The following is a 22,846-nucleotide window of genomic DNA, read 5'->3' as shown; positions in this document are numbered from 1 at the left end:
ATGCGGCGCAGCGATGGGTATCGCTGCGCTCAACCCATCCTACGTGGCTCGACCTACGCGGCCCACCCCATCCAAGTGTGACAACAACAATTAGCGGAGCCCTGCGATGACTGCCAAGCACACCACCAAGGAATATCAGGCACTGGATGCGGCGCACCACATCCATGCCTTTCTTGACCAGAAAACCCTCAACGAGCAGGGCGCGTTGGTCATCGCCAAAGGCCAGGGCTTGCACCTCTGGGACACTGACGGTAAGCGCTACTTGGATGGCATGTCAGGGCTGTGGTGCACCGCGCTGGGCTATGGCCGCGCTGATTTGAATGAGGCCGCCAGCCGCCAGTTGGCCGAGCTGCCGTACTACAACCTGTTTTTTCACACCACCCATCCGCGGGTGATCGAGCTGTCTGAGCTGCTGTTCAGCCTGCTGCCGGCGCATTACAGCCACGCCATTTACACCAACTCCGGTTCCGAGGCCAACGAGGTGCTGATCCGCACCGTGCGTCGCTACTGGCAGATCCTCGGCAAGCCGCAGAAGAAGGTGATGATCGGCCGCTGGAACGGTTACCACGGCTCAACACTGGGCAGCGCCGCGCTCGGCGGCATGGGCTTTATGCATGAGATGGGCGGCATGCTGCCGGACTTCGCGCATATCGGTGAGCCGTACTACTTCGTCGAGGGGGGCGAGCTGAGCGAGGCCGAATTCGGCCTCAAGGCGGCCCGCGAGCTGGAAGCGAAGATTGTTGAACTTGGTGCGGAAAATGTCGCAGCCTTTGTCGCCGAACCCTTCCAGGGCGCTGGCGGCATGATCTTCCCGCCGGCCAGCTATTGGGCCGAGGTGCAGCGCATCTGCCGCCAGTACGACGTGCTGCTGTGCGCCGATGAAGTGATCGGTGGTTTTGGGCGCACCGGCGAGTGGTTCGCCCATGAGCATTTTGGTTTTCAGCCAGACACCCTGACCATCGCCAAGGGCCTGACCAGCGGCTACATCCCCATGGGTGGCCTGGTGCTCAGCGCGCGCATGGCCGAGGTGTTGGTGCAGCAGGGCGGCATGTTCGCCCACGGCCTGACCTATTCCGGGCACCCGGTCGCGGCGGCGGTGGCCATCGCTAACCTGACCGCGCTGCGCGACGAGAAGATTGTTGAAACGGTGAAACACGACACCGGCCCCTATCTGCACAAATTGCTGCGCGAGACCTTTGCCGAGCACCCGCTGATCGGCGAGATCCAGGGCACCGGCCTGGTGGCCGCGTTGCAGTTTGCCGAAGACAAAGCCACGCGCAAACGCTTCGCCAACGAGAACGAGATTGCCTGGCACTGCCGCACCGTTGGTTTTGACGAAGGCCTGATCATCCGCTCGACCCTGGGCCGAATGATCATGGCACCGGCGCTGGTCGCCAGCCACGCTGAACTGGATGAACTGGTCGAGAAAACCCGCCGCGCGGTGGACCGCACCGCGCGCGAGTTGAACCTGCTGTAACCCGCAAGGTGATGCACGCCCATACAACAGCGGGCGTGCACCACCGCGCTATGAAAAATCGCCCCACAGAGGGCGGAGCAAGAACCTGGCAACGGCCCGATGAGGCCGGCCCGTAAACATGTGTTCCGGCCTTTGGCCAAAACCTGCCCCACGCTAACTAACAACGAGCCAACAGGCTGTGGGAGTGCTCCATGAACAAGTCCTTGCGCCACCGTATCGCCCGCTCTTTTGCATGCACCGCACTGGCCGCCGGCATGGCTGCCAGCGCGCAGGCCGGCACGCTATCTATCGGCCATACCACTTGGGTCGGTTACGGCACCCTGTACCTGGCCCGCGACCTCGGTTACTTCAAGGATGCAGGGCTTGATCTGCAACTGACCACCATCGAAGAGGCTTCGATGTACATGGCCGCGCAGGCTTCGGGGCAACTGTCCGGCTCGGCATCGACCATCGACGAAATCCTCAAGTACCGTTCCAAGGACTTCTGCTTCAAGGCGGTTGCCGCGCTGGATGAATCCCACGGTGGCGACGGCATTGTGGTGAGCAACGACATCGCCGATATCCAAGGCCTCAAGGGCAAGCCGGTGGCGGTCAACGAAGGTTCGGTGTCGCAGTTTTGGCTGAGCTACCTGCTGAAGAAGGCCGGCATGAGCATGGCCGACATTGAAGTGCAGAACATGACCGCCGATGACGCGGCCTCGGCCTTTATCGCCGGGCGCATACCGGCTGCCGTGACCTGGGAACCGAACCTGACCATGGTTAAGCAGAAAGGCGCTGGCAAGGTGCTGGTCGACAGCAGCGCGACGCCGGGGGTGATCGTTGACGTGGTGGCGCTGGATTGCGGGGTGATTGAGAAGCAGCCGGAAGACGTTAAGGCGCTGGTCGCTGGTCTGTACAAGGCTGTCGAGTACACCAAGAGCCATCCCAAGGAGGCTTACGCGATCATGGCCAAAGGCGTTGGCGGCTACCTGTCCAAGCCGGAAGACCTCGCTGAAGCGGCCAAGGGCGTGAAGTTCTATGACCAGGCCATGAGCGAGAAGCTGCTCGGCACGCCGGGGCATGAGGGCGACATCGCCGGCATCATCAGCCTGGCCAACGAAACCTGGAGTACGCTGCAAGGCAAGCCCTATGCCGTGAAGTACAGCGACCTGGTGGATACCTCGTTCGTCACGCCGTAAGCCTTCGCTTCCCTCTGCACAGAACTGGCTCCGTGGCAGGGGCTTTAGCCGCGACTGTCGCCGCTGAAGCGCCTCCCACAGGTGCGGGTTTATGCCGAGAGAGAGGGGCATGACTGCGCTTTCAGCTTCTTTAAATACCCGCAACACGAGGTGGTGTATGGCCACGCAAAAATCCTGGGTGCAGCGTTGCCTGACGCCCAAAGTGGAACTGCCGGGCAAGCTGGTACTCGGTGCCGGCGGTCTGTGCTGGCTGCTAGTTATTGGCCTGTGGGCCGGTTTTTCTTACGGCGGCATCGTGCCGTCGATGTTTCTGCCAACGCCGGGCGACGTGATCGCTGCCGGCTTTCGCCTGGGCGGCGATGGCACCCTGAGCAAACACGTGATGGCCAGCCTGGAGGTGGTGCTGATCGGCTTCGCGATCTCGTCGCTGGTAGCGGTGCCGTTGGGCCTGCTGATGGGCAGCTTCCGCATTGTTCAGGCGTTTCTCGAGCCGCTGGTCAACTTCATCCGCTACCTGCCGGTGACCTCCTTTGTGCCGCTGTTCATCCTGTGGATCGGCATCGGCCTGGAGCAGCGCGTGTCGGTGATCATCTTCGGCGTGTTCTTCCAGCAACTGGTGATGATTGCCGACGTTTCCAAAGGCGTGCCGCGAGACCTGATCAACGCCAGCTACACCCTCGGTGCCAGCCGCCGCGATGTGGTGCTGCACGTGCTCGGCCCGGCCTCGCTGCCGGGCATTCTCGACACCCTGCGCGTGACCATGGGCTGGGCCTGGACCTACCTGGTGGTGGCTGAACTGGTCGCTGCCAGCAGTGGCCTCGGCTATATCAGCCTCAAGGCGATGCGCGGCTTCCAGGTGGATGTGATCTTCCTGGCTATCGCCATCATCGGCCTGCTTGGGCTGGTGACCGATCAACTGTTTCGTCTGCTTCGACTGAGGATTGCCGCATGGGCGCAGTAGCCAAAAAACCTTACCCGATGCCGGCGCTGAGTGAATATGCCGAGGTCACCGCACGTCTGCGGGTAGACAACGTCAGCCTGCGTTACCAGTCGCCCAAGGGCGAGACCTTTACCGCGCTGGAGCGGGTTTCCTTCGAGGTGCCGGATCAGCAGTTTGCGGTCATCGTCGGCCCGTCGGGCTGCGGTAAGTCGAGCCTGCTTTACCTCACTGCCGGCCTCAACGAGCCGAGTGAAGGCGATATTTATGTGGGCGGGCAAAAGGTCCAGGGGCCGGGCGCTGATCGTGGCATGGTGTTCCAGGGCTACACCTTGTTTCCCTGGCTGACGGTGCGCCAGAACGTCGAGTTCGGCCTCAAGCGCCGTGGTCTGGACAGCAGCGAGATCAACACCATTGTCGATTTCTACCTGGGCGAAGTGGGCCTGGCCAAGTTCGCCGGGCATTACCCCAAGCAGCTTTCCGGCGGCATGATGCAGCGCGTGGCGATTGCCCGTGCGCTGGCTAACGACCCGCAAATCCTGCTGATGGACGAACCCTTCGGTGCCCTCGACAGCCAGACCCGGCTGCAGATGCAGCAACTGCTGTTGCAGGTGTGGGGCAACAGCAAGAAGACCGTGGTGTTTGTTACCCACGACATCGACGAGGCAATTCTGCTGGCCGACCGCATCTACGTGATGGGCGCGCGCCCGGGGCGCATCAAGGAAATCCTCGACGTGCCGATTGAGCGTCCGCGCACCTTGGATGTGGTGATGGAGCCGGAATTTATCCGCATGAAACGGCACATTCTCGGCCTGCTGCACGATGACCTGGCGGAGGTGCATTGAGATGAGCGACAGCTTCGATTACCTGATCGTCGGTGCCGGCTCGGCGGGTTGTGTACTGGCCAACCGATTGAGTGCCGACCCTGCCGTGCGCGTGTGCCTGATCGAGGCCGGCGGCAGCGATGCCAGCCCGCGTGTGCAGGTGCCCGCCGGCACCATCACCTTGTATACCAGCAAGGTATTTAGCTGGAACTACCTCTCTGCGCCGCAGCAACACCTGGCCGGGCGCAGCCTGCACACGCCGCGCGGCAAGGCCTTGGGCGGCTCCAGCGCGATGAACAGCATGATCTACATCCGTGGCGACGCCAGCGACTATGACCGCTGGCAGGCCGCCGGCTGCCCAGGCTGGGGCTGGCAGGACGTGTTGCCGTACTTCAAACGCTCGGAAGGCAACCGCCTCGGCCAGTCGCTGCTGTATCACGGCACCCAGGGCGAGCTGCTGGTGGATAAGCCGCGCGACCCCAATCCGCTGTCCAGTCTGTATATTCGCGCCGCTGAGCATATCGGGCTCAAGCACAACGACGACTTCAACGGCGGCACCCTGGAAGGCGTGGGCATCTACAACGTCACCCAGAAGAACGCCAAACGCTTGTCCAGTTACCGCGCCTTCGTCCATCCCGTGCGTGAGCGCAGCAACCTCACTGTGCTGACGGGCTGTGAGGTTGAGCGACTGGTGCTGGATGGCGAGCGAGTGAGTGGCGTGGAGCTGCGCCAGAACGGCCAGTGGCGCACCCTGCGCTGTGAGCGCGAGACGATTCTCTGCGCCGGCTCATTGGGCTCGCCGCATATTCTGCTGAAGTCCGGCATCGGCCCCAAAGCCGAGCTGGAAGCGGCTGGCGTGGCCTGCAAGGTCGACCTGCCTGGCGTGGGTAAAAACCTCCAGGACCACGTCGATGGCTTGGTCACCGTGCGCTCGAAGAGCCCGCTGTCACTGGGTTTCTCCCTCGGCTCGCTGCCGAAAATAATCGCTTCGCCGTTTAAATACCTGGCGCAGAAGACCGGCTGGCTAACCACCAACTACGTCGAGGCTGGCGGTTTTGCCCGTACGCCGTTGGCTGAGGCGCTACCGGATGTGCAGATGCATTTTGTGCCCGGCTATCGCAGCCATCGCGGCCGCTTGTTCGAGTGGGGCCATGGCTACGCCATCCACACCTGCGTACTGCGGCCGAAGAGTGTTGGCGAAGTGCGTTTGGGCGCTGGGCGTAGTTTGCACATCGACTTCAACTTCCTCAGCGACGAGGCCGACGCCAAGGTGCTGGTAGAGGGCGTAAAACTGGCGCGGCAGATTCTCGCTCAGGCGGAGTTCGATGGCCTGCGCGGCGCAGAGATGCTGCCGGGTCCAGAGGTGCAAAGCGATGAGCAATTGCTCGCGCATTTGCGCGAATGCGCCGCCACCGTGTTCCACCCGGTCGGCACCTGCAAGATGGGCACCGATGAGATGGCGGTGGTGACACCGGAGTTGAAGGTATTGGGCGTGAGCAACCTGCGCGTGGCCGATGCCTCGATCATGCCGACGCTGATCAGCGGCAACACCAACGCGCCGTGCATCATGATCGGTGAGAAGGCAGCTGACCTAATTCGCCAGCACGCCTAGGCCTACGTTACTGAGTTGTTGCCGGGGCTGGCTAAAGTGCTCAATCCAGCTTGAGCACCTTGGCCAGCACCACCTTCGGCCCTTTCATCTTCTTAACGATGATGCGCAGGCCGTCGACCTCCAGCACTTCCTCTTCGCTGGGCATGCGCTTGAGGGTGTCGTAGATCAGCCCGGCGAGGGTTTCTGCTTCCACGTGGTCGAGGTCGACGTTGAGCAGGCGCTCTATCTTGGCCAGCGGGGTGTCGCCGCGCACCAGCAGTTTGCCCGGCTGGTAAGCCAGGATGCCGCGCTCGGCCTTGCGGTGTTCGTCCTGAATATCGCCAACCAAGGCTTCCAGCACGTCTTCCATGGTCAGGTAGCCGATGACTTTGCCATCGGCCTCTTCAACCAGGGCAAAGTGCGAGCCGCCCTGGCGGAACTGCTCCAGCAGGTTGGACAGCGGCATATGCCGGCCGACGCGCTCAATCGGGTGCATCAGGTCGGCCAGTTTCAAGGCTGAGGGCAGCATTTCCAGCAGGGACAGGTGCAGCAGCAGGTCCTTGATGTGCAGCACGCCGACAAACTCGCCACTGTTGTCATCAAAGATCGGGTAGCGGCTGTATTTGTGCCGGCGGAATACGCTGAATACTTCGTCGAGGGTGGCGTTCAGCGGCAGGACGATGAGGTCCTCGCGGGAGTTGGCCCAGTCCACCACTTCTAGCTCGCCCAGCTCCACGGCCGAGGCCAGCACGCGCATGTCTTGATCGCTGGGGTCGCTGGCGCGGCTCGAATGGAGAATCAGTTTGAGTTCGTCGCGGCTGTAATGGTGTTCATGATGTGGCCCTGGTTCGCCCTGACCCGCAACCCGCAGGATGGCGTTGGCGCTGGCGTTAAGCAGGAAAATCGCCGGGTACATGGCCCAGTAGAACAGGTACAGCGGGCCGGCAGTCCACAGCGACAACAGCTCCGGTTTGCGGATGGCCCAGGACTTGGGCGCCAGCTCGCCGATGACGATGTGCAGGTAGGAAATGATGAAGAACGCGGTGAAAAACGCGATGCCATGCACCAGCTTCGGCGACTCGATGCCGATGGCCGCCAGCAGCGGTTCCAGCAGGTGGGCAAACGCCGGCTCACCGACCCAACCGAGGCCCAGCGAGGCCAGGGTGATGCCCAGTTGGCAGGCCGAGAGGTAGGCGTCCAACTGGTTATGCACGGTGCGCAGAATATGCCCGCGCCAGCCATTCTTGACGGCCAGGGCTTCCACCTTGGTGGCGCGCAGCTTGACGATGGCGAACTCGGCGGCCACGAAGAAGCCGTTGAGCAGCACTAGAAACAGGGCGAAAAGCACAAGGCCGAAGTCGGCAAAGTAGGTTGAAGCGGTGTAACTCGTGGAGGGGTCCATACAGGGTTCGGGTAGTGAATGACCGCTAAAGGTTGGGGGCTCGCTGCTGCGTTTGCAAGTGCGGCGCTGTTACTGGCCGCGACGCACCATTTGCAGGCTGGCGAAGTGGCAGGTAAACACGCTGCCTTTGCCCAATACGCTGCTGATTTCCAGGCGTGCCCGGTGACGCAGCAGCACATGTTTAACGATGGCCAGGCCGAGGCCGGTGCCGCCGGTATTGCTGGCGCGGCTGGAGTCGACCCGATAGAAGCGCTCGGTCAGGCGCGGCAGGTGTTTGGCATCGATACCCATGCCGGTGTCCTGCACGCTGAGGTGCGCGCCTTGTTCATCGCCCCACCAGCGAATATGAATGTCGCCGTCGTCCGGGGTGTATTTCACCGCGTTGAACACCAGGTTGGAGAAGGCGCTGCGCAGTTCCGCTTCGCTGCCCTTGAGGCGCAGGTGCGGGTCGGCCTCCAGGCTGATGCGATGGTGGCGCTCACCAGACAACGCCTGGGCATCGTTCTTGATGCTCAGCAGTAGCAGGTCTACGGCTACCGGCTGGTTGTCCGAGGGGTAGTCAGTGGCCTCTAGCTTGGCCAGCAAGAGCAGGTCGTTGAGCAGGTTTTGCATGCGCCCGCCTTGCTGCTGCATCTGCTGCAGGGCGCGCAGCCAGCGCGGATTAACGTTCTCGACGTTATCCAGCAGGGTTTCCAGGTAGCCGGCGATTACCGTCAGCGGCGTGCGCAGTTCGTGGGAGACGTTGGCGACGAAGTCTTTGCGCATCTGTTCCAGCTGATGCAGGCGGGTGATGTCGCGCACCAGCATCAGGTGCTCGCGGTTGCCGTACTGGGTGATGTGGAACTGCAAGCGCAGGCGGTCGCTGACCGGTGACGGCAGCTCTAGCGGTTCGTGGTAGTTATGCCCTTCAAAGTATTCGATAAAACGCGGGTCGCGCACCAGGTTGGTGATCTGCTGGCCACTGTCCTGCGGTGTTTTCAGGCCCAGCAGCTTCTCGGCAGCGATGTTCCACCATTCCAGATTGCCATCGCGGTCGAGCATGATCACCGCATCTTTCAGCGCTGCCGTGGACTCCTGCACGCGGTCGATCACGGCTTGCAAGCGGCCACGGACTTTCTGGTCGCGGCGTTGCAGGTGATAGATGCTGTCGAACACTTCGCCCCACAGGCCGTAACCATCCGGTGGCGCTTCGTCTTCTTTGCGGGTGCGCAGCCATTTGTGCAGGCGCAGCAGTTGTTGCAGGTGCCAGCCGAGGTAGCCGGCCAGGCCGAGTGCGAGCGCCCAGGCGTATTCGCCAGTGGCCAGCCCAAGCAGCAGGCAGGCACTGATCAGCAGCAACAAACGACGTATCAGGGGGCCGCGCCAGTCTTGATTCAATTCGAACTCATCCGCCAACAATCCGTGGTTGCCAGGTCCGCGCTGCGGCGTTGCCTAGCTTTTGGTGGAGAAACGGTAACCTGTGCCGCGTACGGTCTGCACCAGATTCTCGTAGACCTCGCCGAGGGCTTTGCGCAGGCGGCGGATATGCACATCAACGGTGCGCTCCTCGACATACACGTTGCCGCCCCAGACCTGATCGAGCAACTGGCCACGGGTATAGGCGCGTTCTTGATGGGTCATAAAAAACTGCAGCAAGCGGTATTCGGTGGGGCCCATTTCTGCCGGTTTGCCGTCGATGGTGACGCGGTGGCTAACTGGGTCCAGCAGCAGGCCGCCGACTTCGATCGGCCCTTCGCTGTCGATCGGGCCGGCGCGGCGCAGCACGGCTTTCAGGCGCGCTACTAGCTCACGCGGGGAGAACGGCTTGGTGATGTAGTCGTCGGCACCGACTTCCAGGCCCTGAATCTTGTTGTCCTCTTCGCCCTTGGCCGTGAGCATGATGATCGGGATGTCACTGGTCAGCTCGTCACGCTTGAGGCGGCGCGCCAGTTCAATGCCGCTGGTGCCGGGGAGCATCCAGTCGAGCAGGATCAGGTCAGGTTTGCGATCAACAATAATGGCGTGCGCCTGCTGGGTATTCTCCGCTTCCAGGCACTCGTAGCCGGCCATTTCCAGGGCCACGGCGATCATTTCACGGATCGGTGCTTCGTCATCGACGATCAGGATGTTCTTGCCAACCATGGGTCAAGCCTCGGGTCATCTCGCTGTAATGGGCTGCATTAGATAACGGAATTATTGCAGCGATATGACAGAACCGTGCCACAGCAACCTGCTTGCCGGGCCCGTTTTAGCGCGATGCTGCGTTTCTCGATGGCTCATTTAGCCCGCTAAACTTCGCATCTCGTGCCTTGCCTCGCGCTAAAACGGGCTCCGGCGCGGCCGCGAACGAAACGCCAACAGACCCTAGCTGCGCAAGGCGTAATCAATCACCAAGCCAATAAAAATCGCTAGCCCGGCCCAGTGGTTGTGCAAAAAGGCATTGAAACAGGCCATTGGCTTGCGGTTGCGGGTCTTGTGGTACTCCCAGGCAAAGCAGCCGGCAGCCACGACCAGGCCAAGGTGGAAGTACAGGCCCAGCTCGAAGCGCGCTGCCGCCAGCAGCAGGCAGAGCAGCGTCAGGCCCTGCAGGATGACGATGATCAGGCGGTCGGCATCGCCAAACAAAATGGCCGTGGATTTCACCCCGATCTTCAGGTCGTCTTCGCGGTCGGCCATGGCGTAGTAGGTGTCGTAGGCCACTGTCCACAGTAGGTTGGCGATATACAGTAGCCAGGCTTCCGGCGGCGGCATCTCTCCCGTCACCGCGCTGAAGGCCATCGGCATGCCCCAGGAGAACGCTGCGCCCAGCACCACCTGTGGGTAGAAGGTGAAGCGCTTCATAAACGGATAGCAGGCCGCCAGCGCCAGGCCGCCAAACGACAGCCAGATGGTGGTGGCATTGGTGAACAGCACCAGGACAAAGCTCAGCGCCACCAGCACGGCAAACAGAATCAGTGCCTCGCGTGGTTTTACCTTGCCGCTGGCCAGCGGGCGCGCCTTGGTGCGGCTGACGTGGCCGTCGAAGTTGCGGTCGGCGTAGTCGTTGATCACGCAGCCGGCAGCGCGCATCAGGATCACACCGACGACGAAGATAAACAGGTTTTTCGCGCTCGGTAGGCCTTCGGACGCCACCCACAGCGCCCACAAGGTTGGCCACAGCAGCAGGTAAATGCCGATGGGTTTGTCCAGGCGCATCAGCTGCACGAAGTCCCAGGCGCGTGGGTGCATGCGATTGAGCGATTGCAGCAGGCGGGTGTACATCGGGCGTTTCTCCTGGCGAGGTGCGCGGATTATACGGAGTCGCTGCGCGGGATGGGCGCAAGGTTGAACTGTAGGATGGGTGGGGCCGCCTAGGTGGGGCCGCCTAGGTTGAGCATAGCGATACCAATGCTGCACGAGTGGCGCTGCTTATTGATGGGTTACGCCTGTGGCTAACCCATCCTACAGCTCTACGGCTTAATGGCCGCCGCAACCCAAAAGGCCGGCAGAAACACCTCGGCAACCAGCAGGTTAAGCGGGCCGCGACTGAAGCAGGAGCGGCGTGCCCATAAATCGGCACTGCGCACCGCTTCAGGCAGCCAGGCGGCGGGGTAATGGCAAGCTTGCAGAGGGCCGCGGGCGAAGGCTGGGTTAGTGAACAGCAACTCGCCAAGGGAGCGGCTGCCGAGTTGGTCGAGGCCCATGTCTGACGCTTCCAGCGCACTGCGCGCTGCCACGCTGCGGGCGAATACCCAGGGTTGTTGATGGCCGCGCAAATACACTTCGCGTACCCAGCCTTGGCTGCCTTCGGCCACATTGAGGGCGGCGCATTCATCACTGCGCAGGCACTGCCAGCCCTCGTTTAGCGGCTGCACGCTGAAGTGATCGGCGGATAGCTCAATCAGCCGCTGGGTCAGCGAGTCCTGGTTGACGAATAGCCAGCTGTAGATGTCCGCCGCTGGGGTCGGACGTAATTGGCTGGCTGGCAGCCAGTTGGGCTGATCAGTGGGGGAGGCGTGGGGCACGGCTGCAAGTCACCACAAACGAAAGGGGGCGAGTGTAACAAATGCCCAGCGCAGTCAGGCCGTTGCCACATTGCCGCAGGGGCTGGCGCTGATGCAGAGCGCCGGCGTTACGTCCAACCTTCCAGGCGCATGGTGGCGCGCACCAGGCGCTGTTCTTCCTGTTCGATTTCCTTGAGGTTGTCGCGGATGCTGTGGATATGCTCGCGCGCCGCACGCTGCGCTTGTTCCGGTAGGCGCTCGATTACCGCGTGATAGAGGCGTGTGTGCTGGCGGTCGATCTGGCGTTTTTGCATAGGCCGGTGATAGAGGTTGTTGACCGAGGCAAACACCGTGCTGAGCATCAAATCGGTCAACGACTGCAGGGTGTGCAGCAACACCGGGTTGTGCGACGCCTCGCAGATGGCGAGGTGGAAGGCATGGTCGAGGCGCGCATGCTCGCGTGGGTCGACCGGCGCGGCCTGGCTGTGGGCGGCGAGCATTTCCTCATAGCGGCGGGTAAGCAGGACGAAGTCGGCATCGGTGCCGCGCAAGGCGGCCAGGCGAGCCGATTCCGCTTCTAGCAGTGCGCGCACCTCCAAGAGGTCAAAGAGTGTGCGCGGTTGTGAGTTGAACAGGTGCATCAGCGGGCTGGCATCACGCGGGCCGTTCAGCGAGGCCACGCGTGAGTCGCGGCCCTGGGCCGTGTCAATAATGCCGCGACCGCGCAGCACTTTTAGCCCTTCGCGCAGGGCTGAGCGGGAGATACCCAGCTTCTCGCATAGACGGCGCTCTGAAGGCAGTGCCTGGCCGGTCTTGAGCACGCCATCGACGATTAATCGCTCAATCCGTTCGGCAACCACATCGCTGACCTGGCGGCGCGCACCTGGCTTGTCTTCAAGCATCCTAAGGCCCTCTGCTAACTGGTAGTACCAATTTTATTGGGTCAATCACGTGGCGCTCAATATAGGCACTAATCCCTTTGCTTGTAAGGCTTAGTTCAGGTAAATGCCGGGTTCGTGTTTGCATAAACTGGTCATACCAGCATGTTTAACAATGGACTCAGGCGACGTTGGGCCCTAAACATGCCGGCACAATAAACAGGCGGTGCTGCCACTGACCTGTGCACAAGAACAACGTGAGCCAAGTGAGCCTGCCATGAGTATTCTGTACGACGAACGCGTCGATGGGCCGCTGCCTAAGGTTGATAAATCAGCCCTGCTGGCCGAATTGCGTGAGCAGCTGCCTGATCTTGATGTGCTGCACACCCCGGAAGACCTCAAACCCTATGAATGCGACGGCCTTTCGGCCTACACCACCACGCCAATGCTGGTGGTCCTGCCTGAGCGTATTGAACAAGTCGAGCAACTGCTGAAACTCTGCTACCAGCGCCAGGTGCCGGTGGTGGCGCGCGGGGCTGGTACTGGCCTGTCGGGCGGCGCTTTGCCGTTGGCGCAGGGCATTCTGCTGGTGATGGCGCGCTTCAAACATATCATTGAAGTCAACCCGGAAGGGCGCTTTGCGCGGGTGCAGCCGGGTGTGCGTAACCTGGCCATCTCCCAGGCGGCTGCGCCTTACGACCTGTATTACGCCCCGGACCCGTCCTCGCAAATCGCCTGCTCAATCGGCGGCAACGTCGCTGAAAATGCCGGTGGCGTGCACTGCCTGAAATACGGCCTGACCGTGCACAACCTGCTCAAGGTAGAAATTCTCACGGTTGAAGGCGAGCGCATGACCCTGGGCAGCGATGCCCTGGACTCGCCCGGCTTCGACCTGCTGGCCTTGTTCACCGGCTCCGAAGGCATGCTGGGGATCATCACCGAAGTGACGGTCAAGCTGTTGCCCAAGCCGCAGGTCGCCAAAGTGCTGTTGGCCAGTTTTGATTCGGTGGAGAAGGCCGGGCGCGCGGTCGGGGAAATCATTGCTGCCGGGATTATCCCCGGTGGCCTGGAAATGATGGACAACCTGGCGATTCGCGCCGCCGAAGACTTTATCCACGCCGGCTACCCGGTGGAGGCCGAGGCCATTCTGTTGTGCGAGCTGGATGGCGTAGAAGCCGACGTGCATGACGAGTGCGAGCGGGTTAAGGCCGTGCTGATTCAGGCTGGTGCCACCGAGGTGCGCCTGGCCCGTGATGAGGCCGAACGGGTCAAGTTCTGGGCCGGACGCAAGAATGCCTTCCCGGCGGTTGGGCGCCTGTCGCCGGATTATTACTGCATGGATGGCACCATCCCGCGCCGTGAGTTGCCGGGCGTGCTCAAGGGCATCAGCGAGCTGTCCGAGGAGTTCGGCCTGCGCGTGGCCAACGTGTTCCATGCCGGTGACGGCAACATGCACCCGCTGATTCTGTTTGATGCCAACCAGCCCGGTGAGCTGGACCGTGCTGAGTCGCTGGGCGGCAAGATCCTTGAGCTATGCGTCAAGGTGGGCGGCAGCATTACCGGCGAGCACGGTGTGGGCCGCGAGAAGATTAATCAGATGTGCGCCCAGTTCAACAGTGACGAGCTGACCCTGTTCCATGCGGTGAAAGCGGCCTTCGACCCTAGCGGCCTGCTCAATCCCGGCAAGAACATTCCGACCCTGCACCGCTGCGCCGAATTCGGCGCGATGCACGTGCACCACGGGCAGCTGCCTTTCCCTGAACTGGAGCGCTTTTAATGGTTATGCAGCATGACTGCGACGCCAGTACGGCGCTGCTGGAACACGTCAATCACGCCCTCAACAACGCCACCGCGCTGCGTATTCAGGGCGGCAACAGCAAGGCATTTCTCGGCCGCAAGGTCGAGGGTGAGCTGCTGGATACGCGCGCCCATCGCGGCATCGTCAGCTATGACCCGACCGAATTGGTGATCACCGCTCGCGCCGGCACGCCGCTGGTCGAGCTGGAAGCTGTGCTGAATGAGGCTGGGCAAATGCTCACCTGTGAGCCTGCGCAGTACGGTGGTGTCGCCACCTTAGGTGGCTTGGTCGCGGCAGGTCTGTCGGGGCCGCGCCGGCCTTGGTCTGGTGCGGTTCGCGACCTGGTGCTGGGCACTCGGCTGATCACCGGCCATGGCAAACACCTGCACTTTGGTGGCGAGGTGATGAAGAACGTCGCCGGCTACGACCTGTCGCGCCTGCTGGCCGGTAGTTTCGGTTGCCTTGGGGTGATCACTGAGGTGTCGCTCAAGGTGCTGCCCAAACCACGCCAATGTCTGAGCCTGCGCTTGGAAATGGACGCGGCCTTGGCACTGCAAAAACTCGCCGAATGGGGCCAGCAACCGATTCCGCTGAGCGCCGCTAGCCACGACGGCAGCGCCTTGCACTTGCGCCTGGAAGGCGGCGAAGGCTCGGTGGCCGCTGCCCGTGAACGCCTGGGTGGTGAGCTGCTCGACAGCACTTATTGGGTTGACCTGCGGGAGCAGCGCCTGGACTTCTTTGCTGATCCTCGGCCGCTGTGGCGCTTGTCGGTGCCGAGCAATAGCGGCGTGCTGAGCCTACCCGGTGAGCAGCTAATCGACTGGGGTGGCGCGCAGCGTTGGCTGAAATCCGATGCCGATGCGGCGCTGATTCGCCAGGCCGCCGACGCCGTTGGCGGCCATGCCACCTGCTTTACGGCTGGCCATTGCGACAGCCCATTCCATCCGCTTGCTGCACCACTACAGCGTTATCACCGCCAGTTGAAGGCCCAGCTCGACCCGCAGGGCATCTTCAACCCTGGCCGCATGTATTCCGAGGTTTAAGCCGTGCAGACCAATCTGAGTGAACACGCCAAATCTCTGCCGCGCGCCGAAGAAGCCGAACGCATTTTGCGCAGCTGCGTGCATTGCGGCTTTTGCAACGCTACTTGCCCGACCTATCAACTGCTCGGCGACGAGCTGGACGGCCCGCGCGGGCGCATCTATCTGATCAAGCAAGTTCTGGAAGGCAACGAAGTTACCGCCAAGACCCAGTTGCATCTGGACCGCTGCCTGACCTGCCGCAACTGTGAAACCACCTGCCCGTCGGGCGTGCAGTATCACAACCTGCTTGATATCGGCCGCGCCGTGGTCGATGCCGCCGTGCCGCGTCCGCTGGCGCAGCGTGTGCTGCGTGAGAGTTTGCGCGCGGTGGTGCCGAACGCCCGGCTGTTCAAGGGGCTGACCCAGGTTGGCCAAGTGTTCCGGCCTTTGCTGCCAGCCAGCCTGCAGGCCAAGTTGCCGCGCACTGCTAGCGCTGCCAAGCCGCGCCCAGAACCCCGCCACGCGCGCCGGGTGCTGATGCTGGAAGGCTGCGTGCAACCTGGCCTGGCACCTAACACCAATGCAGCCACCGCGCGGGTGCTGGATCGCCTCGGCATCAGCGTTACGCCGATCTATCAGGCCGGTTGCTGTGGCGCGGTGGACTATCACCTGAATGCTCAGGAGCAAGGCCTGCAGCGTGCACGGCAGAACATCGATGCATGGTGGCCAGCCATCGAACAAGGTGCCGAGGCCATCGTGCAGACCGCCAGCGGCTGCGGTGCCTTCGTCAAGGATTACGGCCATCTGCTGGCCGGCGATGCGGCGTATGCGGCCAAGGCCGCACGCGTCAGTGCGCTGGCCAAGGACTTGGTTGAAGTGCTCAGCCGCGAGCCTCTGGAGCAGTTGGGCGTACGCGCCGACAAGCGTTTGGCCTTCCATTGCCCGTGCACCTTGCAGCATGCGCAAAAGCTTGGCGGAGCGGTTGAGGGTGTGCTCGAACGCCTCGGTTTTGCCCTCACCGCCGTAGCGGACAGCCACCTGTGCTGCGGCTCGGCCGGGACCTATTCGCTGACCCAGCCGGAGCTGTCCAAACAGCTGCGCGACAACAAAATGAACGCCCTGGAAAGCGGCAAGCCGGAGGTGATTGTCACCGCCAACATCGGCTGCCAGACACATCTCGACGGCGCCGGTCGCACCCCCGTGCGGCACTGGATTGAACTCGTCGAAGAAGCCCTGAATTAACCGGAGAAGACCATGCACAGCAAAGCAGTAATGAGCCAGGCCGAAGTGACCCGCATCCTCGCCGCCGCCCGCAGTGAGGCGGCGCAAAACGGCTGGGCGGTGTCTATCGCGGTGGTCGATGACGGCGGCCACCCGCTGGCCCTGGAGCGCCTCGACGGTTGTGCGCCAATCGGTGCCTACATCTCCACGGAAAAAGCACGCAGCGCGGCGATCGGTCGACGTGAAACCAAGGGTTTTGAAGACATGGTCAACGGCGGGCGCAGTGCTTTCCTGTCCGCGCCGCTGGTGACGTCTCTGGAAGGCGGTGTACCGATCATTGTTGATGGCCAAGTGATCGGCGCGGTGGGCGTTTCTGGGGTCAAGGCCGATCAGGATGCACAAGTGGCCAAGGCTGGCGTCGCTGCCCTGGGCTGATTCGCATCGCAACGCGGCTCCTCGGCGTGCCGCTGCCACATACGCACTGAATTTATGGAGAGTAAGACATGACTGATCGGGTGAACTGCCAGCGCTTGCAAGTGGCCAGCAATCTGCAACGCTTCGTCGATGAGGAAGTACTGCCAGGCAGCGGTATTGAGCGCGAGGCATTCTGGAGCGGCTTCGATGCCCTGGTGCATGACCTGGCCCCGCTGAACCGCGCGCTGCTGGCAGAGCGCGATGCCCTACAAGTGCAGCTGGATACCTGGCACCGCGAACATCCGGGCCCGGTGAGCGATATGCCGGCTTACCGGCGCTTCCTTGAGTCCATCGGCTACCTGCTGCCGCAGCCGGACAGCGTGCAGGCCAGCACCGCCAACGTCGACAGCGAGATCACCAGCCAGGCTGGGCCGCAGTTGGTGGTGCCGGTGATGAACGCCCGCTATGCGCTGAATGCTGCCAACGCCCGCTGGGGTTCGCTGTACGACGCCCTGTACGGCACCGATGCCATCGCCGAAGACGGCGGTGCGCAGAAAGGCCCGGGTTATAACCAAGTGCGCGGGGCCAAGGTGATTGCCTTCGCCCGCGCCTTCCTCGATCAGGCCGCGCCGCTGGCCAGTGGCTCGCATGTCGACTCGGTCAGCTACCAGGTGGTTGACGCGCAACTCCAGGTGACCCTGGCCAATGGCAGCCAGACCGGCCTGGTACAGCCAGACAAGTTTGTCGGCTACCAGGGCCAAGCCAGCGCGCCTGCGGCCGTGCTGCTGCAGAACAATGGTCTGCATGTGGAAATCCAGATCGATGCCAGCAGCCAGATCGGTGCAACCGATGCTGCTGGGGTCAAGGACCTGCTGCTGGAGTCGGCGCTGTCGACCATTCTTGACTGCGAAGACTCGGTGGCGGCGGTCGACGCTGCCGACAAGGTGCTGATCTACCGCAACTGGCTCGGCCTGATGAAGGGCGACCTCAGCGAAGAGCTGGAGAAGGGCGGTAAGCGCATCGTCCGCCGCCTCAACCCGGATCGTGCCTACACTGCGGCGGACGGTGGCGAGTTGTCCCTGCACGGCCGCTCGCTGCTGTTTGTGCGTAACGTTGGCCACCTGATGAGTAATCCGGCGATTCTCGATGGCGAAGGCCAGGAGATCCCTGAGGGCATTCTCGATGGTGTGATGACCAGCCTGTGCGCGCTGCATGACCTGCAGCGTCGCGGTAATTCGCGTACCGGCAGCGTGTATATCGTTAAGCCGAAGATGCACGGTCCGGCGGAAGTGGCCTTTGCCGATCAGCTGTTTAGCCGCATCGAAGACTTGCTACAGCTGCCGCGTCATACCCTGAAAATGGGCATCATGGACGAGGAGCGGCGCACCAGCGTCAACCTCAAAGCCTGTATTGCCGCAGCGAGTGCGCGGGTGGCGTTTATCAACACCGGCTTCCTCGACCGCACCGGCGACGAGATGCACACCGCAATGGAGGCGGGTGCCATGTTGCGCAAAGGCGATATGAAAAGCAGCGCCTGGATTCAGGCCTACGAACGCAACAACGTGTTGGTCGGCCTCAGCTGCGGCCTGCGCGGCCGGGCGCAGATCGGCAAGGGCATGTGGGCCATGCCGGACCTGATGGCGGCGATGCTTGAGCAGAAGATTGCGCACCCTAAAGCCGGTGCCAACACCGCCTGGGTGCCGTCGCCAACCGCTGCCACTTTGCATGCGCTGCATTATCACAAGGTTGATGTCCAGGCGGTGCAGCGTGAGCTGGAACTTATCGACCTGAATAGCCAGCGCAATACCCTGCTGAATGACCTGCTAAGCGTGCCTGTAGTGGCTGCAGCGAATTGGAGTACCAGCGAAATTCAGCAGGAGCTGGACAACAACTGCCAGGGCATTCTCGGTTACGTGGTGCGCTGGGTGGAGCAGGGCGTCGGCTGCTCGAAAGTACCGGATATCCACAACGTTGGCCTGATGGAAGACCGCGCGACATTGCGCATCTCCAGCCAGCACATCGCCAACTGGCTGTATCACAACGTGGTGAGCGAGGCGCAGGTGCGCGAAAGCCTGGAGCGTATGGCCACGGTGGTGGATCAGCAGAACGCAGGTGATACCGCCTACCGGCCGATGGCTGCCAACTACGTCAAGTCGGCAGCCTTCCAGGCCGCCAGTGACCTGGTCTTCAAGGGCCGTGAGCAGCCCAGCGGTTATACCGAACCGCTGTTGCACGCCTGGCGTTTGCGCTTCAAAGAGCAGGAGGCATAAGCCGAGACGATTGATAAACCGCCCCGCCAGACATGTGCTGTCGGGGCGTTTGAGCATTGATGGTGGTGTGGGTAACCCTCGTACCGCCATCTTTGGGTCTGTCGGGGTTGGCTGAGTGTTGCTCAGCGACTTGGCAGGTCTACGTGCGTGGCGCCGGGTATCCCCGGAACATTCTGGTTCACAATAACAAATAGGAACCAACACATGAGTCAAACACTGCTATCGATACTGGCCTTCGTGCCCTTGGTGCTGGCGGGTGTGCTGCTGATCGGCTTTCGCTGGCCAGCCAAGTACGCTATGCCGGTGGTCTTTCTGCTCACCGCGATCATTGGCCTGACGGCCTGGGATATGTCCTTCAATCGGGTGCTGGCGTCCAGCCTGCAAGGCCTGATCCTCACCGCCGCGATCCTCTGGATCATCTTCGGCGCGATTCTGTTGCTCAACACCCTCAAACACTCAGGCGGGATTGCCGCCATCCGCCGCGGCTTTGCCACCATTAGCCCGGATCGCCGGGTGCAGGCACTGATTGTGGCCTGGTTGTTTGGCTGCTTTATTGAGGGCGCGTCGGGCTTTGGTACGCCTGCTGCCGTCGCCGCTCCGCTGTTGGTTGCGCTGGGCTTCCCGGCTCTGGCTGCCGTGGTGCTGGGCATGATGGTGCAGTCCACACCGGTGTCCTTCGGCGCTGTGGGTACGCCAATCCTGGTCGGGGTTGCCGGCGGTCTGGATCAAGCGGGGATGAGTGCTCAGCTCGCCACGCTGAACAGCAGTTGGGATGTGTTCTTTCACCTGATCTACTCGCGGGTGGCGATTACCCACGGCCTGATCGGCATCTTTATGCCGTTGATCATGCTGTCCATCATGACGCGCTTCTTCGGTAAGAATCAGTCCTGGAAAGAAGGCCTGGAAATGGCGCCATTTGCCATCTTCACCGGCTTGGCTTTCGTCATCCCGTATATCGCGGCTGGCGTGTTCCTCGGCCCCGAATTCCCCTCGATGATCGGTGCCATGGTCGGCCTGGCTATCGTTATCCCTGCGGCCAAGGCTGGCTTTTTGCTGCCTAAAACCACCTGGGACTTCGCTGATGCCAAAGACTGGCCGGCAGAGTGGATGGGCAAGATCGAAATGAAGATTGACGACATCGCCGGTAAAGCGCCGATCTCGGTGCGCATGGCGTGGGCGCCATACGTGCTGTTGGCGGTGTTCCTGGTGGCTTCGCGGATCTTCCCTGAGTTGAAGGCCGCGCTGTTGTCGGTGAGCTTCGGTTGGGCCGATATCCTCGGCGAGGCGGGTGTCTCCGGCAAGCTTGAGCCGTTGTATCTGCCTGGCGGCATTCTGTGCATGGTGGTGCTGGTGACTGCGCTGCTGCACCGTATGCGTCTGGCTGATCTGGGTGCGGCGATCAATGAGTCGAGCCGTACCCTGCTGGGCGCTGGCTTTGTGCTGATCTTCACCATCCCGATGGTGCGCATTCTGATCAACTCTGGGGTCAACGGTTCCGATCTGGTGTCCATGCCGGTGGCGATGGCGCAGTTGGTGGCCGACAGCGTGGGCGGGGTTTATCCGTTCTTCGCTCCAGCGGTGGGTGCTCTCGGTGCCTTTATTGCCGGCTCCAATACCGTGTCGAACCTGATGCTGTCGCAGTTCCAGTTCAATGCGGCGAGCCTGCTTGGGGTTTCCGGCGCGATGATGGTGGCGGCGCAATCGGTGGGTGCGGCGGCGGGTAATATGATCGCCATTCACAACGTGGTGGCGGCTTCTGCCACTGTCGGCCTGCTTGGCCGCGAAGGCATCACCCTACGCAAAACCATTCTGCCAACGCTCTACTACCTGATCGCGGCCGGTGGCCTGACGATGATCGCCATGTACGGCATGGGCATTTCCGACCCGTTGCTGCAGGCGGGTTGAGCGCCCCTTCTGCCCGTCAACCCGACGGGCAGAACCCTACTTTGGTTGGCCGCCGTTAAGGCGGCTTTTGTCGTTCTGCGGCTTGGCGCACCTGTGCATATACGGTAGTTTGCCCGGCGCAATAGCCGTGTGATTCCCTGAGGTAGTTATGAAGAAGTGGCAATGTGTGGTTTGTGGACTGATTTACGACGAAAGCCAGGGTTGGCCGGATGAAGGTATCGCGGCCGGTACGGCATGGCAGGATGTCCCGGAAGACTGGCTGTGCCCCGATTGCGGTGTGGGTAAGCTGGATTTTGAGATGATCGAAATCGGCTAAGAACCTGTCAAATGTTGCTGCGCGTCGGTGATACGGCGTTAGCAATGGTCTCGCTCTGGCTCGCGAGATTTGCAACAGCTTCTACGTCCAAGCTGTTCTAGGCGGCGACCTTGGGTCGCCGTTTTGCTTGATTGCTGCGCATACTTGGCCACGCAAGCAAACAGCTAAGTGGCGAGGTGGTTATGCGCAAGTGGCAGTGTGTGGTGTGCGGTTTTATCTATGACGAAGCCCTCGGCTTGCCCGAAGAAGGCCTCGCCCCTGGCACAGCCTGGGAAGATGTCCCGGCAGACTGGCTGTGCCCCGATTGCGGCGTCGGCAAGTTGGATTTCGAGATGATCGAAATCGCCTAAGCCGCGCGTCAGCCCTGAAATCTATTAGGGCCGCAGCCTGCGGTCCGTGTGAGGAATGAGCATGAGTGCACCCGTCGTCATCGTCGGTACCGGCCTGGCCGGCTACAATCTGGCCCGTGAACTTCGCAAGCTGGACAGCGAAACCCCGTTGTTGCTGATCACGGCTGACGACGGCCGTTCTTATTCCAAGCCGATGCTCTCCACCGGCTTTGCCAAGAACAAGGATGCCGATGGCTTGAGCATGGCTGAGCCCGGGGCGATGGCTGAGCAGCTTAAGGCGGAAGTTCGCACGCACACGCGGATCAATGGTATCGACCCTGGCCACAAGCAGTTGTGGATCGGCGAAGAGGCTGTGCCGTACCGCGATTTGGTGTTGGCCTTGGGTGCCGAGGTGATTCGCGTACCGGTGCAAGGCGATGCCGACGATGCGATTTTCTCGATCAATGACCTCGAAGACTACGCGCGCTTTCGCGCGGCGGCCGCTGGCAAGCAGCGCGTCTTGCTGCTGGGCGCAGGGCTGATCGGTTGTGAGTTTGCCAATGACCTCAGCCTGGGCGGTTATCAGGTCGAGCTGGTGGCACCTTGCGAGCAAGTGATGCCTGGCCTGCTGCATCCGGCGGCGGCTGCTGCGGTTCAAGCTGGCTTGGAAGGTTTGGGTGCACGGTTTCACCTCGGTCCGGTATTGGCCAGCCTGAACCACAAAGGTGAGACGCTGGAAGCGCACCTCTCGGACGGCACGCTGATCAGCTGTGATCTGGTGCTGTCGGCGGTGGGGTTGCGCCCGCGCACCGAGTTGGCCGCCGCCGCTGGTCTGGCGGTCAATCGCGGGGTGGTGGTCGACCGCCAACTGCGCACCTCACATGCCAACATCTATGCACTGGGCGACTGTGCCGAGGTCGATGGCATCAATCTGCTCTACGTGATGCCGTTGATGACCAGTGCGCGCGCGCTGGCGCAGACCTTAGCCGGTACGCCAACGGCGGTCAGTTACGGGCCAATGCCGGTTACCGTGAAGACCCCAGTATGCCCACTGGTGGTCTCGCCGCCGCCGCGCGGGCTGCAAGGCGAGTGGAGCGTGGAAGGCAGCGGCGCAGATATCAAAGCGCTTTGTCACGACAGCAGCGGCGCGTTGTTGGGCTACGCACTGACCGGTTCAGCGGTGCAGGAGAAGTTGGCCCTGAATAAGCAGCTGCCCGCGCTTTTGGCCTGAATGGCAGGCGTTCTGTCGGATATGCCGTGAAGTTGCCTGGTTTAACCGTCGGGCAAGACTGGCGCAGGGCAGGATGGCGTGCCATTCTCCC

The 22,846-nt window shown here is 62.0% G+C and carries 20 protein-coding genes; 14 read left to right on the top strand and 6 right to left on the bottom strand.

The features are described 5' to 3' along the window. Positions 1-106 precede the first annotated feature (106 nt). The 5 genes from VCA57_RS02560 (at position 107) to VCA57_RS02540 (ending at position 6,028) form a co-directional block, all read left to right on the top strand. Positions 107-1,477 carry an aspartate aminotransferase family protein gene (locus tag VCA57_RS02560; RefSeq protein ID WP_411183392.1) on the top strand — a complete coding sequence of 457 codons (1,371 nt, stop codon included), beginning with the start codon at positions 107-109 and terminating at the stop codon, positions 1,475-1,477. A 191-nt stretch (positions 1,478-1,668) separates the two neighbouring features. Continuing rightward, the gene (locus VCA57_RS02555) at positions 1,669-2,655 is read left to right on the top strand and encodes an ABC transporter substrate-binding protein (RefSeq protein ID WP_411183391.1); all 987 of its coding nucleotides are present in this window, start codon (positions 1,669-1,671) and stop codon (positions 2,653-2,655) included. A gap of 157 nt (positions 2,656-2,812) precedes the next feature. Next, positions 2,813-3,616, top strand: a complete 804-nt coding sequence (locus VCA57_RS02550; RefSeq protein WP_411183390.1) for an ABC transporter permease — start codon at positions 2,813-2,815, stop codon at positions 3,614-3,616. Between the two features lie 17 nt (positions 3,617-3,633). Beyond that, a complete protein-coding gene (locus tag VCA57_RS02545; protein ID WP_411183659.1) occupies positions 3,634-4,437 on the top strand; it encodes an ABC transporter ATP-binding protein in 804 nt (267 codons plus the stop codon). A gap of 1 nt (position 4,438) precedes the next feature. Continuing rightward, complete coding sequence (locus tag VCA57_RS02540) at positions 4,439-6,028, top strand: GMC family oxidoreductase (RefSeq protein ID WP_411183389.1); 1,590 nt, start codon at positions 4,439-4,441, stop codon at positions 6,026-6,028. A 40-nt stretch (positions 6,029-6,068) separates the two neighbouring features. On the opposite strand, the gene VCA57_RS02535 is transcribed toward VCA57_RS02540, so the two are convergent. From VCA57_RS02535 to glcC, 6 genes are all read right to left on the bottom strand, one after another. Beyond that, a complete protein-coding gene (locus tag VCA57_RS02535; RefSeq protein WP_411183388.1) occupies positions 6,069-7,409 on the bottom strand; it encodes a hemolysin family protein in 1,341 nt (446 codons plus the stop codon). A gap of 69 nt (positions 7,410-7,478) precedes the next feature. Further along, complete coding sequence (gene phoR, locus VCA57_RS02530) at positions 7,479-8,786, bottom strand: phosphate regulon sensor histidine kinase PhoR (protein ID WP_411183387.1); 1,308 nt, start codon at positions 8,784-8,786, stop codon at positions 7,479-7,481. A gap of 54 nt (positions 8,787-8,840) precedes the next feature. After that, positions 8,841-9,530: a phosphate regulon transcriptional regulator PhoB gene (phoB, locus tag VCA57_RS02525; RefSeq protein WP_411183386.1), complete on the bottom strand. Its 690-nt coding sequence runs from the start codon at positions 9,528-9,530 to the stop codon at positions 8,841-8,843. 222 nt (positions 9,531-9,752) lie between these two features. Continuing rightward, positions 9,753-10,649: a 4-hydroxybenzoate octaprenyltransferase gene (gene ubiA, locus VCA57_RS02520; protein WP_411183385.1), complete on the bottom strand. Its 897-nt coding sequence runs from the start codon at positions 10,647-10,649 to the stop codon at positions 9,753-9,755. 188 nt (positions 10,650-10,837) lie between these two features. Continuing rightward, on the bottom strand, positions 10,838-11,392 hold the full coding sequence (locus tag VCA57_RS02515) for a chorismate--pyruvate lyase family protein (RefSeq protein ID WP_411183384.1): 555 nt from the start codon (positions 11,390-11,392) through the stop codon (positions 10,838-10,840). A gap of 107 nt (positions 11,393-11,499) precedes the next feature. Then, on the bottom strand, positions 11,500-12,273 hold the full coding sequence (gene glcC, locus VCA57_RS02510; protein WP_411183383.1) for a transcriptional regulator GlcC: 774 nt from the start codon (positions 12,271-12,273) through the stop codon (positions 11,500-11,502). 253 nt (positions 12,274-12,526) lie between these two features. On the opposite strand from glcC, the gene glcD reads away from it, so the two are divergent. The 9 genes from glcD to VCA57_RS02465 all read left to right on the top strand — a co-directional run bounded on the left by glcD (position 12,527) and on the right by VCA57_RS02465 (position 22,755). Further along, the gene (gene glcD, locus VCA57_RS02505; RefSeq protein WP_411183382.1) at positions 12,527-14,026 is read left to right on the top strand and encodes a glycolate oxidase subunit GlcD; all 1,500 of its coding nucleotides are present in this window, start codon (positions 12,527-12,529) and stop codon (positions 14,024-14,026) included. 5 nt (positions 14,027-14,031) lie between these two features. Further along, positions 14,032-15,090, top strand: coding sequence for a glycolate oxidase subunit GlcE (gene glcE / locus VCA57_RS02500; RefSeq protein ID WP_411183658.1), 1,059 nt, complete (start codon positions 14,032-14,034; stop codon positions 15,088-15,090). Positions 15,091-15,093: 3 nt separating this feature from the next. Continuing rightward, a complete protein-coding gene (gene glcF / locus VCA57_RS02495; protein WP_411183381.1) occupies positions 15,094-16,311 on the top strand; it encodes a glycolate oxidase subunit GlcF in 1,218 nt (405 codons plus the stop codon). 12 nt (positions 16,312-16,323) lie between these two features. Next, complete coding sequence (locus VCA57_RS02490; protein WP_411183380.1) at positions 16,324-16,725, top strand: heme-binding protein; 402 nt, start codon at positions 16,324-16,326, stop codon at positions 16,723-16,725. A 68-nt stretch (positions 16,726-16,793) separates the two neighbouring features. After that, a complete protein-coding gene (locus tag VCA57_RS02485) occupies positions 16,794-18,974 on the top strand; it encodes a malate synthase G (RefSeq protein WP_411183379.1) in 2,181 nt (726 codons plus the stop codon). A gap of 204 nt (positions 18,975-19,178) precedes the next feature. Further along, positions 19,179-20,879, top strand: a complete 1,701-nt coding sequence (locus VCA57_RS02480) for an L-lactate permease (RefSeq protein ID WP_411183378.1) — start codon at positions 19,179-19,181, stop codon at positions 20,877-20,879. A gap of 148 nt (positions 20,880-21,027) precedes the next feature. Continuing rightward, positions 21,028-21,195, top strand: coding sequence for a rubredoxin (locus tag VCA57_RS02475; protein WP_108489156.1), 168 nt, complete (start codon positions 21,028-21,030; stop codon positions 21,193-21,195). 182 nt (positions 21,196-21,377) lie between these two features. Beyond that, entirely contained in the window at positions 21,378-21,545 is a 168-nt protein-coding gene (locus VCA57_RS02470; protein WP_411183377.1) for a rubredoxin, read from the top strand. Positions 21,546-21,600: 55 nt separating this feature from the next. Then, complete coding sequence (locus VCA57_RS02465) at positions 21,601-22,755, top strand: NAD(P)/FAD-dependent oxidoreductase (RefSeq protein ID WP_411183376.1); 1,155 nt, start codon at positions 21,601-21,603, stop codon at positions 22,753-22,755. The last annotated feature ends 91 nt before the right edge of the window (positions 22,756-22,846 follow it).

This window comes from Pseudomonas sp. (assembly GCF_046581935.1).
Classification (GTDB): Bacteria; Pseudomonadota; Gammaproteobacteria; order Pseudomonadales; family Pseudomonadaceae; genus Aquipseudomonas.
Note: the sequence above shows the minus strand (reverse complement) of the source record. Positions and strands in the feature narration are given on the sequence as shown.

Bases quoted from the DNA above. Each gene is read 5' to 3' on its own strand.
- VCA57_RS02560 (WP_411183392.1), top strand. From the start codon at position 107: ATGACTGCCAAGCACACCACCAAGGAATATCAGGCACTGGATGCGGCG.
- VCA57_RS02555 (WP_411183391.1), top strand. From the start codon at position 1,669: ATGAACAAGTCCTTGCGCCACCGTATCGCCCGCTCTTTTGCATGCACC.
- VCA57_RS02550 (WP_411183390.1), top strand. From the start codon at position 2,813: ATGGCCACGCAAAAATCCTGGGTGCAGCGTTGCCTGACGCCCAAAGTG.
- VCA57_RS02545 (WP_411183659.1), top strand. From the start codon at position 3,634: ATGCCGGCGCTGAGTGAATATGCCGAGGTCACCGCACGTCTGCGGGTA.
- VCA57_RS02540 (WP_411183389.1), top strand. From the start codon at position 4,439: ATGAGCGACAGCTTCGATTACCTGATCGTCGGTGCCGGCTCGGCGGGT.
- VCA57_RS02535 (WP_411183388.1), bottom strand. From the start codon at position 7,409: ATGGACCCCTCCACGAGTTACACCGCTTCAACCTACTTTGCCGACTTC.
- phoB (WP_411183386.1), bottom strand. From the start codon at position 9,530: ATGGTTGGCAAGAACATCCTGATCGTCGATGACGAAGCACCGATCCGT.
- ubiA (WP_411183385.1), bottom strand. From the start codon at position 10,649: ATGTACACCCGCCTGCTGCAATCGCTCAATCGCATGCACCCACGCGCC.
- glcC (WP_411183383.1), bottom strand. From the start codon at position 12,273: ATGCTTGAAGACAAGCCAGGTGCGCGCCGCCAGGTCAGCGATGTGGTT.
- glcD (WP_411183382.1), top strand. From the start codon at position 12,527: ATGAGTATTCTGTACGACGAACGCGTCGATGGGCCGCTGCCTAAGGTT.
- glcE (WP_411183658.1), top strand. From the start codon at position 14,032: ATGCAGCATGACTGCGACGCCAGTACGGCGCTGCTGGAACACGTCAAT.
- VCA57_RS02490 (WP_411183380.1), top strand. From the start codon at position 16,324: ATGCACAGCAAAGCAGTAATGAGCCAGGCCGAAGTGACCCGCATCCTC.
- VCA57_RS02485 (WP_411183379.1), top strand. From the start codon at position 16,794: ATGACTGATCGGGTGAACTGCCAGCGCTTGCAAGTGGCCAGCAATCTG.
- VCA57_RS02480 (WP_411183378.1), top strand. From the start codon at position 19,179: ATGAGTCAAACACTGCTATCGATACTGGCCTTCGTGCCCTTGGTGCTG.
- VCA57_RS02475 (WP_108489156.1), top strand. From the start codon at position 21,028: ATGAAGAAGTGGCAATGTGTGGTTTGTGGACTGATTTACGACGAAAGC.
- VCA57_RS02470 (WP_411183377.1), top strand. From the start codon at position 21,378: ATGCGCAAGTGGCAGTGTGTGGTGTGCGGTTTTATCTATGACGAAGCC.
- VCA57_RS02465 (WP_411183376.1), top strand. From the start codon at position 21,601: ATGAGCATGAGTGCACCCGTCGTCATCGTCGGTACCGGCCTGGCCGGC.